Origin of the sequence: Mesorhizobium sp. BH1-1-4 (assembly GCF_020165665.1) — a bacterium.
In the GTDB taxonomy this organism is placed as follows: domain Bacteria; phylum Pseudomonadota; class Alphaproteobacteria; order Rhizobiales; family Rhizobiaceae; genus Mesorhizobium.
In genome coordinates this window covers 451508-464342 of the sequence record NZ_JAIUIN010000001.1, presented here as the reverse complement: position 1 = coordinate 464342, position 12835 = coordinate 451508, and the positions used below count along the sequence as shown (strand labels likewise).

General features: G+C 63.6%; 10 protein-coding genes. 7 read left to right on the top strand and 3 right to left on the bottom strand.

Annotated elements, in window-relative coordinates:
- Positions 1–93 precede the first annotated feature (93 nt).
- Both rhaI and LB569_RS02100 read right to left on the bottom strand, forming a co-directional pair.
- Positions 94–1386, bottom strand: a complete 1293-nt coding sequence (gene rhaI, locus LB569_RS02105; protein WP_224690864.1) for an L-rhamnose catabolism isomerase — start codon at positions 1384–1386, stop codon at positions 94–96.
- An 89-nt stretch (positions 1387–1475) separates the two neighbouring features.
- The gene (locus LB569_RS02100) at positions 1476–3578 is read right to left on the bottom strand and encodes a bifunctional rhamnulose-1-phosphate aldolase/short-chain dehydrogenase (RefSeq protein ID WP_224690863.1); all 2103 of its coding nucleotides are present in this window, start codon (positions 3576–3578) and stop codon (positions 1476–1478) included.
- 185 nt (positions 3579–3763) lie between these two features.
- On the opposite strand from LB569_RS02100, the gene LB569_RS02095 reads away from it, so the two are divergent.
- The 7 genes from LB569_RS02095 to LB569_RS02065 all read left to right on the top strand — a co-directional run bounded on the left by LB569_RS02095 (position 3764) and on the right by LB569_RS02065 (position 11008).
- Positions 3764–4567 carry a DeoR/GlpR family DNA-binding transcription regulator gene (locus tag LB569_RS02095; RefSeq protein ID WP_224536690.1) on the top strand — a complete coding sequence of 268 codons (804 nt, stop codon included), beginning with the start codon at positions 3764–3766 and terminating at the stop codon, positions 4565–4567.
- Between the two features lie 56 nt (positions 4568–4623).
- Positions 4624–5619: a rhamnose ABC transporter substrate-binding protein gene (gene rhaS / locus LB569_RS02090; RefSeq protein ID WP_224690862.1), complete on the top strand. Its 996-nt coding sequence runs from the start codon at positions 4624–4626 to the stop codon at positions 5617–5619.
- A 185-nt stretch (positions 5620–5804) separates the two neighbouring features.
- On the top strand, positions 5805–7346 hold the full coding sequence (locus tag LB569_RS02085; RefSeq protein ID WP_224690861.1) for a sugar ABC transporter ATP-binding protein: 1542 nt from the start codon (positions 5805–5807) through the stop codon (positions 7344–7346).
- Positions 7343–8320 carry an ABC transporter permease gene (locus LB569_RS02080; protein ID WP_224690860.1) on the top strand — a complete coding sequence of 326 codons (978 nt, stop codon included), beginning with the start codon at positions 7343–7345 and terminating at the stop codon, positions 8318–8320. Before LB569_RS02085 ends, LB569_RS02080 begins: the two co-directional genes overlap by 4 nt.
- A complete protein-coding gene (locus LB569_RS02075; RefSeq protein WP_224690859.1) occupies positions 8317–9318 on the top strand; it encodes an ABC transporter permease in 1002 nt (333 codons plus the stop codon). The genes LB569_RS02080 and LB569_RS02075 overlap by 4 nt, the downstream gene beginning before the upstream one ends.
- Positions 9318–9635 (top strand): L-rhamnose mutarotase, encoded by a 318-nt coding sequence (gene rhaM, locus LB569_RS02070; protein WP_224690858.1) that lies wholly within the window; start codon positions 9318–9320, stop codon positions 9633–9635. Before LB569_RS02075 ends, rhaM begins: the two co-directional genes overlap by 1 nt.
- Positions 9632–11008, top strand: a complete 1377-nt coding sequence (locus tag LB569_RS02065; protein WP_224690857.1) for an FGGY-family carbohydrate kinase — start codon at positions 9632–9634, stop codon at positions 11006–11008. The genes rhaM and LB569_RS02065 overlap by 4 nt, the downstream gene beginning before the upstream one ends.
- Here LB569_RS02065 and LB569_RS02060 read toward each other — a convergent pair whose 3' ends face one another.
- The gene (locus LB569_RS02060) at positions 11009–12835 is read right to left on the bottom strand and encodes an alanine racemase (protein WP_224690856.1); all 1827 of its coding nucleotides are present in this window, start codon (positions 12833–12835) and stop codon (positions 11009–11011) included. It abuts the gene before it with no gap.

Sequence of the window (12835 nt, the reverse complement as noted above, 5' to 3'; positions counted from 1 at the left end):
CAAGGGGAGAGGAGCTTGCGCCGGCGCTGACCTCTTCTCCCCTCGGGGAGAAGGTGGCCGCGAAGCGGCCGGATGAGGGGGAGTGGCTCGACCTCAGACGATTCCACCGCCACCGCCGGCGACCGCCGGACGTTCTTCGGCGACCTTGGCGCGGTAGCCCGCCGCCCGGTAGGCGGCGACCGGATCGATGGCGCCGCCGGTCTTTAGCCGCGCCATGGCCAGGAGCGGTTCGACATCGGTGCGGTAGGCCGCCTTCAGCGTCTGCGTCGCCATCAGCGCGTCATTGCCCTCCTGAAACCCTTCGAGCGCCTTGCGATCGACCAGCAGCGCCTGCGCATAGGCGCGCTGCACCTCGACCGCCGACAGCATCAGGCTCTCGATCGGATCGGTGACGTTGTGGCTCTGGTCGAGCATGTGGGCGGGGTCGAACCCCTCGGCACCGGACAGTTCGGCGTCGACCAGTTCGTTGAAGACCAGGAACAGCCGGTAGGGATCGATCGAACCGGCGTCGAGATCGTCGTCGCCATATTTCGAATCGTTGAAATGGAAGCCGCCGAGTTTCTTGAACTGGATCAGCCGCGAAACGATCATCTCGATGTTGACATTGGGCGCGTGATGGCCGAGGTCGACGAGGCAGAAGGCCTTGTCACCCAATTCCTTCGATATGATGTAGTTGGTGCCCCAGTCCTGCACCACCGTGGAATAGAAGGCCGGCTCGTACATCTTGTGTTCGGTGAACAGCTTCCAGTCAGCCGGCAGGCCGGCATAGACCTCCCGCATGGCGTCGAGATAACGCCCGAACGCCTTGGCGAAATTGACTTGGCCGGGGAAATTCGAACCGTCGCCGATCCACACCGTCAATGCCTTTGAGCCGATCGTCTTGCCGATTTCGATGCATTCGAGATTGTGCTCGACCGCTTGCCGGCGAGCGCCGGCATCGGCATGCGACAGCGACCCGAACTTGTAGGAGAATGTCTGGTCCTTCGCGTCGAAAAAGGTGTTGGAATTCATGGCATCGAAACCGAGGCCGAAGCGCGAGGCCGCCTGCTTCAGCCGGTTCGGGTCGGCCTTGTCCCACGGGATGTGCAGGGAGACGGTCGGGGTCGCCTGCGTCAACTGCTTGATGACGGCGCAATCCTCGATCTTGTCGAAGACATCGCGCGGCTCGCCGGCGCCGGGAAAGCGGGCAAAGCGCGTTCCCCCGGTGCCGACACCCCAGGAGGGGATTGCCACCGCGAATTTCTCGACCTTGTCGCGGATGGCGTCGATGGCGATGCCTCGGCGGTCGAGGCGTTCGCCGAGCGAGGCATAGTCACGCTCGAGGTCGGCCTCGCGCGCTGCGTTACTGCTGGCGACGATGTCGGCGGAGATGATCAATTCGGACACTGCTGTTCCTCCCGGTACTCGCACGGCTGGCGCCGCCCCTCATCCGCCCTTCGGGCACCTTCTCCCCGTAGAACGGGGAGAAGGAAAGCTTAGCGCGTAAAGCTCTGCGCGTTGCCGGCGTCGACGTTGATGATGTTGCCGGTCGATTTGGCCGACATGTCGGAGGCGAGGAAATAGATCGCCTCGGCGATGTCTTCCGGGAAGACGGAGCGCTTCAGCATCGAACGCGAGCGGTAATGTTCTTCCAGATCGTCGGTCGACATCTTGTAGGCGGCGGCGCGCTGTTCCTTCCACTCGCCGGTCCAGATTTTCGAGCCGCGCAGCACAGCATCGGGATTGACGACATTGACCCTGATCTGGGCTTCCGCCCCTTCCAGCGCCAGGCAGCGCGCGAGATGGATCTCGGCGGCCTTGGCAGTGCAATAGGCTGATGCGTTGGGCGATGCGGCAAGGCCGTTCTTGGAGGCGACGAAGACGACATTGCCGCCGATCTTCTGTACCCTGAACAGCCGGAACGCTTCGCGCGAGACCAGGAAATAGCCGGTCGACAGGATGTCCATGTTCTTGTTCCACAGCGCCAGCGTCGTCTCCTCGATCGGCGCCGAGGAGGCGAGCCCCGCATTGGAGACAAGGATGTCGATGCCGCCGAACTCGACCGCAGTCTCGGCGAAGCCGGCGACGACCTGATCCTCCGAGGTGACGTTGATGAGCACCGGGCGGACGAAATCCTTGCCATAGGCCTTTGCCAGTTCCTCATTGGCGCTGGCGAGCGCCGCCTCGTCGATATCGGCCAGCACGACGCAGGCGCCTTCGCGCAACAGCCGGTTGGCCGTGGCGCGACCGATGCCGCCGGCGCCGCCGGTGACCACCGCGATCTGGCCAGCGAGCGACTTCGGCTTTGGCATGCGCTGCAGCTTCAGGTCCTCGAGCAGCCAGTATTCGATGTCGAACGCTTCCTGCGCGGGCAAGCCTACATAGGACGACACGGTCGAGGCACCGCGCATGACGTTGATGGCGTTGACGTAGAATTCGCCCGAAATGCGCGCCGTCGCCTTGTCGCCGGCGAAGGTGAACATGCCGACGCCGGGCATCAGGTAGACCACGGCATTGGGGTCGCGGATGGCGGGCGAATCCGGGTGCTTGCAGCTATCGTAATAGGCTTGGTAGCCGACGCGATATTCGGCAATGTCGTCGGCCAGACGCGCGATGACGGCGTCGACATCGGGCTTCGCCGGATCGAATTCGATCACCAGCGGGCGGATCTTGGTGCGCAGGAAATGGTCCGGGCACGAGGTGCCGAGTGCCGCCAGCGGGCGCAAATCCCTGGAGTTGACGAATTCGAGCACGGCGGCCGAATCGTCGAAATGACCGAGCTTGTGGCTCTTTTCCGAGATCAGGCCGCGGATTTTCGGCATCAGCTTGGCGGCAATCGCGCGACGTGCGGCGGCGTCGAGCGACTTCACCACCTCGCCACCGAAGATCGCCACGCCTTCGGAGCGGCGCTCGAACCACTCGATCGCCTGGTTGATCACCGCGATTGTCGTTTCATAGCATTGCTTCGGGGTATCGCCCCAGGTGAACAGGCCATGGCTTTCGAGGATGACGCCTTTGGCGGCAGGGTGTTCGACGCAGAATTTCTCCAGCCACAGGCCAAGTTCGAAGCCCGGCCGTTTCCACGGCAGCCAGCCGATGGCATCGCCGAAGATTTCCTTGGTCAGCGCCCTGGAATCCTTCGCGGCGGCGATGGCGATGATGGCATCGGGATGCATGTGGTCGACGAAAGGCTTCGGCACGTAAGCGTGCAGCGGCGTGTCGATCGAGGCCGCGCGTGGATTGAGGTTGAAGGTGCAGTGGGGCAGATACCCCACCATCTCGTCTTCGTGCTCGACGCCGCGATAGAGGCCCTTCAGCGCCTGCAGCTTGTCCATGTAGAGCGTGGCGAAGCCGTCAAGCTTGATCGAGGCGCTGTCGCCCCCCGAGCCCTTCACCCATAGTACTTCCACGTCCTGGCCGGTGAGCGGGTCCTTCTGCCGGATCTTCGACGACGTATTGCCGCCGCCATAATTGGTGACGCGCTTGTCGGAGCCGAGCGTGTTCGACCGATAGACCAGCAGCTCGGGACCACTCATCCCCTGCACTTTCGCATCATCCCAAAGATTGGCGAGGCGCGAGCCGGAGCGCTTGTCGAGCATAGATATCCTCCCTGGGGACGCGAAAAGGCGCGGTCCATTTGGCCGGGAATGTCTACGCAAGCAGGCGGCTTGTCAATCACAAACGATCAACATCGATCATATTGCACTGCACAATGAAATTATATGATCGGAAATGATTGACACTGCTCGTTTTGGGTGCCTAGATGGCCAGGCAGGGAGGAACCATGCACGAAAAAGAGCGCCACAGGATCATTCTGTCCGCCGTCCAGGAAAAACCTGTGGTGACGGTGCAGGAGATGGTCGACCTGACGGAGTCCTCCGAGGCGACGATCCGGCGCGATATCGCGGCTCTCCATGTCCAGAAACGCCTGCGCCGGGTGCGCGGCGGCGCCGAGGCGATCTCGCCGCCGCAGTTCATCGGGCTGGCCGGTCGGCCCTTCTCCGTCAACGAAACGCTCAATGCCTCGCAGAAGCGCGCCATCGCTCGAGAAGCGGTCGAACTGTGCAAGGACGGCGAGCCGATCATCATCAATGGCGGCACCACCACCTTCCAGATGGTGCATTTCCTGACCGGGCGCCGCATGCCGATCTTCACCAATTCGTTCCCGATCGCCGAGCACCTGCTCAAGCACTCCAAGAACACGGTGATGCTGTCGGGCGGCACGATCTACCGCGAGCAGAACATCATCCTGTCGCCCTTCGACAATGACGTGACGCGCAATTTCTATGCACGCCGCATGTTCATGGGTGCTCAAGGGCTGGGGCCGCTCGGCCTGATGGAAGGCGACCCGCTGCTGATCCAGGCGGAGCAGAAGCTGATCGACCAGGCCGACGAACTGGTGGTGCTGGTCGATTCCTCGAAATTCCGCAAACGCTCCAGCCTGATCCTGTGCGGTCTTTCGCGCATCGCCACCGTCATCACCGACGACGGCATCGAGGACCGCGAAGCCAAGATGCTGGAGACCGCGGGAGTGACGCTGATCGTCGCCCGCAAGTCGACGAAGGAAGAATCTTCACTGCAGGCCTGAGACCAACTCACGCCCGCGGCGGCGATGGAAATGCAACGCTCAAGGGAGGATATCAGATGAGCTTCTTGAAGAAATTGATGGTGACCGCGGCATTCTCGGCCGCCATGTTCGTGAATGCCGCCTACGCGGAAAACGTCAAGATCGCGCTGGTGGTGAAGTCGCTCGGCAACGGCTTCTTCGATGCCGCCAACAAGGGGGCCGAAGAGGCCGCCAAGGAACTCGGCGACGTCGATATCATCTACACCGGGCCGACCAAGGCGACCGCCGAGGCGCAGATCGAAGTGGTCAATTCGCTGATCGCGCAGAAGGTCAGCGCCATTGCGATTTCCGCCAATGACGCCGACGCGCTGGTGCCGGTGCTGAAGAAGGCCATGGAGCGCGGCATCACCGTCATCTCCTGGGATTCGGGCGTCGCCAAGGAAGGCCGCCAGCTTCACCTCAACCCGTCCGACACCGGCCTGATCGGCGAGACCATCATCAAGCTCGCCGCCGACTATCTGCCGGAAGGCGGCGACGTCGCCATCCTGTCGGCCTCCTCGACCGCGACCAACCAGAATTCCTGGATCGAAGCGGCCAAGAAGGTGCTGCCGGAGAAGTTCCCCAAGATCAAGCTCGTCGCCACCGTCTATGGCGATGACGATTCGGCCAAGAGCACCGACGAGGCCAAGGGCCTCTTGAAGTCCTACCCGAACCTCAAGGCGATCATCGCACCGACCACCGTCGGCGTCGTTGCCGCCGCCCAGGTCGTCACCGACGAGAACCTGATCGGCAAGGTCAACGTCACCGGCCTGGCGCTGCCGTCCGAGTTCAAGAAGTTCATCGACAACGGCGCCAGCCAGGCCGTGGCTCTCTGGAACCCGATCGACCTCGGCTATTCCGCCGTCTACCTCGCCCATGACCTGGCGGTGAAGAAGGAAGAAGCCAAGCCCGGCGCGACGCTGTCGATCGGCCGTGTCGGCAAGGTGACGCTCGACGACACCAACTCGGCCGCGATGGCTCCGCCCTTCCAGTTCGACAAGAGCAACATCGAGAAGTTCTCCAAGATCTATTGATCTCCGAGTTCTCAAGCTGACGCGGCGGGGCTCACGTCCCGCCGCGACTTCAAACGGACCTAGAGCGGTTCAGCGTTTGATGGAATCGCCGACCCGCTCTAACTCTTTGTTTTCACGCAATTCCGGACGGAAAACCGTTACACGCTTTTCCTGGAATTGCTCTAGTTTCAGGGCTTGATACGGATATGGACACGACGGCCCGACACAGCGAGACGCAGGAGCGGCCTCCGGCCTCGGCTCCACGCCTGACGCTGTCCGGCATCTCGAAAAGCTTTCCCGGTGTCCGCGCCCTGCACAATGTCAGCCTGTCGCTCTATCCGGGCCAGGTGACCGCGCTGATCGGCGAGAACGGCGCCGGCAAATCGACGCTGGTCAAGATCATGACCGGCATCTACCAGCCCGACGCAGGCACCATCAGCATCGACGGCCAGGCCGTCACCTTGCCAAGCGCGCATGCCGCCTTCGGAATTGGCGTCACCGCCATCCATCAGGAAACGGTGCTGTTCGACGATCTCAGCGTCGCCGAAAACATTTTTCTCGGCCATGCGCCGCGCAGCCGCTTCGGCACCATCGACTGGCGCACGATGCGCAACAATGCGCGCGAAGTTCTCGACACCATGCATGCCGGCCATATCGACGCCGATGCACGGCTCAGGGATCTCGGCATCGCCAACAAGCATCTCGTCGCCGTCGCGCGCGCCATGTCGATCGACTCTCGGATCGTCATCATGGACGAGCCGACGGCCGCCCTTTCGATGAAGGAGATCGAGGAGCTGTTCCTGCTCATCGAGTTCCTCAAGGAGCAGGGCAAGGCGATCCTGTTCATCAGCCACAAGTTCGACGAGATCTACCGCATCGCCGACCGCTACACCGTGTTTCGCGACGGCGAGATGGTCGGCGAAGGGCTGATCAGGGATGCCGGCCAGAGCCAGATCGTGCGCATGATGGTCGGCCGTTCGGTCGACCACATCTTTCCGCAGCGCAAGGCCGAGATCGGCGCCCCGGTGCTCTCCGTTTCCGGCCTGTCGCACCCGACCGAGTTCAACGACATCGGCTTCGAACTGCACAAAGGCGAGATCCTCGGCTTCTACGGCCTGGTCGGCGCCGGGCGCAGCGAGGTGATGCAGGCGATTTCAGGCATCACCCGCATATCAGGCGGCACGATCACGCTGGAAGGCACGGCGATCGCGCCGAAATCGGCGGCGGATTCGGTCGAGGCCGGCATCGTCTACGTGCCGGAAGAGCGCGGCAAGCAAGGCGTGGTGATCGGCCTGCCGATCTTCCAGAATGTTTCGCTGCCATCGCTCGCCCGCACCTCCAAGTCGGGCATGCTGCGGCTAGCGGAGGAGTTTTCGCTAGCCCGCTCCTACACCGAGCGGTTGGATTTGCGCGCCTCTTCGCTCAGCCAGGATGTCGGCACGCTTTCGGGCGGCAACCAACAGAAGGTGGTCATCGCGAAATGGCTGGCGACGACACCCAAGGTGATCATCCTGGATGAGCCGACCAAGGGCATCGACATCGGCTCCAAGGCCGCCGTGCACGGCTTCATGGCCGAACTCGTCGCCCAGGGCCTTTCGGTGATCATGGTGTCGTCGGAACTGCCGGAAATTCTTGGCATGTCCGACCGCGTCGTCGTCATGCGCGAGGGCCTCGTCGCCGCGGTCTACGACAATAAGGGACTGGACGCCGAGACGTTGGTCCGGACGGCAGCGGGGATCGCGGCATGAAGGCTTTGCTCAAATACCGCGAAATCTGGCTGCTGGCCGCCGTCGCCGTGCTGATCGGGCTGATCTCGACGCGCTTTCCGGCCTTCGCCGACCCAGGCAATCTGCGCCAGGTGTTCAACGACACCTCGATCCTGATGATCCTGGCGCTCGGCCAGATGGTGGTCATCCTGACCCGCTCCATCGACCTGTCGATGGCCTCGAACCTGTGCTTCACCGGCATGGTGGTGGCGATGCTGAACGCCGCCCATCCGGCGATCCCGATCCCGCTGCTGATCGTGATCGCGCTTGCCGTCGGGCTGGTGCTCGGCGCCATCAACGGTCTTCTGGTGTGGCGGCTCAACATCCCATCGATCGTGGTGACACTGGGCACGCTCACCATCTATCGCGGCGCCACTTTCGTCATTTCGGGCGGCGCCTGGGTCAATGCCGACAAGATGAGCCCGGACTTCATCGGCTTCCAGCGCGCCGCTTTGCTCGGCATTCCCGTGCTGTCCTGGATCGCCATGCTGGTCATCGCGCTGTTCTTCGTCTTGATGACGCGCACCGCGCTCGGCCGCTCGATCTATGCCATCGGCGTCAATCCGACCGCATCTGTCTATACCGGGATCGATGTCGGCCGCACGAAATTCATCGTCTTCTGCATCTCCGGCATGATCGGCGGCCTCGCCGGCTATCTCTGGATCTCGCGCTACGTCATCGCCTCGGTCGAGGTCGCCAACGGTTATGAGCTCAACATCATCGCCGCGTGCGTCATCGGCGGCATCTCGATCGCCGGCGGCATCGGTTCGGTCGGCGGCGCGGTGCTCGGCGCATTGTTCCTCGGCATCATCTCCAACGCGCTGCCGGTCATCAACATTTCGCCCTTCTGGCAGATGGCGATCTCGGGCAGCGCCATCATCCTGGCCGTCGTGCTCAATGCACGCGGCGAGCGCCAGCAAGGCCGCATCATCCTGAGGAAAGTGGAGGCGGCATGACCGACGTTCCCGCCCCGCGCCACATTCCCGACCGGCTCGACAAGCCGCTCTCGTCGGCGATCTTTTCCTGGGAAGCGCTGCTGGTCGTGGTGGCCATCGCCATCTTCGCCATCAACAGCTTTGCCTCGCCCTATTTCCTCGACCCTTATTCGCTGTCGGACCTGACCTTCAATTTCACCGAGAAGGGCCTGATCGCCTTTGCCATGGCGTTGCTGATCATTTCCGGCGAGATCGACCTGTCGGTGGCCGCCGTCATCGCCCTTGCCTCGACCATGATGGGGATGGCGGTGCAGGCCGGCGCCGACACGCCGGTGCTTGTCTTGATCGGCATCGGCGTCGGCCTCGGCTGCGGCGCCTTCAACGGGCTCCTCGTGACACGCCTCGGCCTGCCGTCCATCGTCGTCACCATCGGCACGATGAGCCTGTTTCGTGGCATCGCCTTCATCATCCTCGGCGATCAGGCCTACAAGGGCTATCCAGAAAGCTTCGCCTTCTTCGGCCAGGGTTATGTCTGGTGGGTGGTGTCGTTCGAACTGGTGCTCTTTCTCATCGCGGCCGTCGTCTACTGGTTTGTGCTGCACCGCACGAGTTTCGGCCGCCGTGTCTTCGCCATCGGCAACAATCCGATCGCGGCGCAGTTTTCCGGCGTGCGCGTCGGCCGCACAAAATTCATCCTGTTTTGCCTGACCGGGCTGATGTCGGGCATCGCCTCGGTGCTGATCACCTCGCGGCTCGGCTCGACGCGGCCGTCGATCGCGCAGGGCTACGAGCTCGAGGTGATCACCATGGTGGTGCTTGGCGGCGTCTCGATCCTTGGCGGCGCCGGCAGCATTGTCGGCGTGGTGCTTGCCGCCCTGATCATGGGGCTGGTGACATTTGGTCTGGGCCTGCTCAACGTGCCCGGCATCGTCATGTCGATCTTCATCGGCCTGCTCCTGATCATCGTCATCGCCCTGCCGATCGTCTGGCGGCGGCTGCGCGGGAGACGCCTGGCCTGATGTCCGAGAAATACGCATTCAAGATGACGCTCAAACCCGGCATGAAGGCCGAATACAGGAAGCGTCATGACGAAATCTGGTCCGAACTGGTGACGCTGCTGAAACAGGCCGGTGTCTCCGACTATTCGATCCATCTCGACGAAGAGACCAACATCCTGTTCGGCGTGCTGTGGCGGCGCGACGATCACGGCATGGCCGACCTGCCCAGCCATCCGGTGATGCAGCGCTGGTGGGCCCACATGGCCGATGTCATGGAGACGAAGGCGGACAACGAGCCGGTGGCTGTGCCGTTGGAAACCGTGTTCCATATGGAATGAGCACGCTCCGCCACATCGCCGTCATCGATATCGGCAAGACCAACGCCAAGGTGGCGCTGGTCGATCTCGCCACATTGAGCGAGGTGGCGCTGCGCCGCATGGCGAACGCGCCGGTGCGGCAGCCGCCCTACCCGCATCACGATGTCGACGCGCTGTGGGCGTTCATCCTCGACAGCCTTGCCGACCTCAACCGCGACCAGCGCATCGACGCGATTTCGATCACCACCCATGGCGCGACCGGCGTGCTGGTCGACGCCACGGGCGAGCTGGTGCTGCCTGTGCTCGACTATGAATTCGACGGACCCGACGGGCTCGCGGCGGACTACGACGCGATCCGCCCGCCTTTCGCCGAGACCGGCACCCCGCGCCTGCCGCTCGGCCTCAATCTCGGCGCGCAATTCTTCTGGCAGCAGCAAAGCTTCCCGACGGAGTTCGCGAAGGTCGCCGCGATGCTGATGTACCCACAATACTGGGCGCTGCGCCTGACCGGCGTCGCCGCCAATGAGGTGACATCGCTCGGCTGCCACACCGATCTGTGGAACCCCTGGACAGCGGATTTTTCGGCGCTGGTCGACCGGCTTGGTTGGCGCGGCCTGATGGCGCCCGTGCGACCTGCCAGGGACCGTCTTGGCTCGGTCCTGCCCGTGCTTGCGCAGCGCACCGGGCTCGATCCTCAAACGCCCGTCTTTTGCGGCCTGCACGATTCCAACGCCTCGCTGCTGCCGCATCTCCTGTCCGACAAACCGCCTTTCTCGGTCGTCTCGACCGGCACCTGGGTGGTGTCGATGGCGGTCGGCGGCAGGACGGTGACGCTCGATCCGGCTAGGGATACGCTGGTCAATGTCAACGCGCTCGGCGACCCCGTGCCCTCGGCGCGTTTCATGGGCGGCCGGGAATTCTCACTGCTGACCGAAGGCGCGGCGCAGGACTGGACCGACAACGACGTCGTCGCCGTGCTGGCGCGCAGGACCTTGCTTTTGCCTTCGACCCAGCAAGGCTCGGGGCCGTTTCCGCATCACGCGGCCGCATGGCGCAAGGGCGAGGCGGTCCCTCCCGGCCAGCGCTTTGCCGCCATCTCCTTCTACCTGGCGCTGATGACCGTCACTTGCCTCGACCTCATCGGCGGCGATGGTCCGACCACCGTCGAAGGACCTTTTGCGCGCAACCAATTGTTCACGCGGATGCTCGCCGCGAGCACTGGCCGTGCGGTCATCGCATCGCAAGCCGCGACCGGCACCAGCATCGGGGCCGCTCTGCTGGCATCGGATCAGGGAGCCGCGCATGGCAAGGGCCAGACACAAGAGCCCCCAGTCGATCCGGCCTGGGCGGAGTATGCGCGCGCGTGGCGGACGGCGGTCGAGGCAGTTGGGTAATCAGAGGATCCGCTTGCCGAAGGCCGACATGACGAAGTTGATGGTCTCGGTGCCGATCCTGGGCTCCAGATCGGCACTAAGGCCGGAGACATCCATCGACAGCAGCCCGCCGGACAGCGCGATCGCCTCCATGGCCTGATGCGTTTCGCGCACGGTGAGGCCGCCGGAACCAGCCGCCCAGCCGGCAAATTCGGTCGCCATGGGCGAATAGCTGACATGAAACCCTTGCGTGCCGGAAGTGGCGATACGGATGGCCTCGTGCATCAGGTCGCGCATGCCCATGGCGTCGATATCGGTCATGGTGAAGGCCGAGACGCGCGAATCCTTCAGCACCCGCGCTTCCGCCGGATCGGCATGGCGCAGCCCGACGATGACGACGTTTTCCGGCGACAGCTGCGGCTGCAGCGCGCCCGCCTTGTGGTCGAGCCCAAGCGTACGCGCCAGCACGGACGCCTCCGGCAGATCGATGCCTTCCTCTTCTTCCGGCATGAGCGCGGCGATGGAATCGATCCAGATCAGGCCGAAGGAGTGGGTCGCGCGCGCGGTCGCGGTCAGTGCCTTGTGGGCGATGCGCCGGTCGGCGCCAGCGGTCAGCCGGATCAGGCCCGAGGGCGGCCGGTCGATATCGGCCAGTTCGACGACATCGAAATTCATCGCTTCCAGCCGAGCACCGGTGCCTTCCCTGGCCAGGATGCCGGCGGCCCCAGGCTCGGCCGTGATCTGCACCATCTTGCGGCCGGAAAAGTCGGCGACATCGTGCATCGGGGCCTTTTCGACATATTCCGAGGTCATCGCCAGCAGCATGGCGCCATAGCTCATGCGGAAGGCGACGCGGTCGCCGATGGCCGGCGGCGGATCGGCGTCCTGCACATCGAGCAGCAGATGGTCGCTGGAGGCGCCGAGCACCCGTATCCCCTTTGCGATCGGCGTCAGCCCTTCGACCAGCACGTCCTCGCGGCCGATATTGGCGATGGCGCGCAGCCTGTCGCCTTCGTCTGGAAAGACCGGCTGATTGCCGAACGCATCGTAGCCCGACGTGCCTATCGGCCGTGACGGCTTCAGCTTGACCTCGATGACGTCACTGGTCAGCCGACAGGCATCGGGTTCGAGTTCGGCCCATGGCACATCGCGAAAAGTCTCGACGCCGCCCTGCAGGATCGCCTCGCCGACCCTGAGATTATTGATGCCGGCCGGCAATTTGCCGTCGAGCAACAGCGGCAGCGACGACGAGGCGCCGCCGGAGATCAAGTCCAGGCTTTTTCCTGACAGACGCTCGGTCTTGTAGGCATGGGCGACGAGCTGGCCGAGATTTTCCTGGGTCGGCATGATGGCGCCGAAGCAGCCGAGATTGGTGCCGATGCCGGCGATGCGCACGCCCTTCATGTCGAGAATCTGCTCGACCGTGGGGATGAGGTCGTTCGGCCAGATGCCTTCTCTGAGATCGCCGAGATCGATCATCAGCATGATGTCATGGACACGGCCCATGCGCTCGGCGATGCGCGAGATCTCGCGGATGATGGTCAGCTCCGACTGCAGGCTGACCTCGACGGTGCGCACCACCTCCTCGACGCGCGCCATCGGCGGACTGCGCAACAGCATGATCGGCGCCGATATGCCGCTGTCGCGCAGCCGGCGGATGTTTTCGAAGCGCGATTCGGCAATGCCGGCCACCCCACCGCGCAGCATGGCGCGCGCCACTTGCGGCATGCCGCATGTGCCCTTGGTAACGCCGAACACCTTGATGCCAGAAAGCGCGCAGCGGTCGACGATGGTGCGGGCGTTGCGCTCGATGCGGCCAAGGTCGATGGCGACTTGCGGTCCCGACAT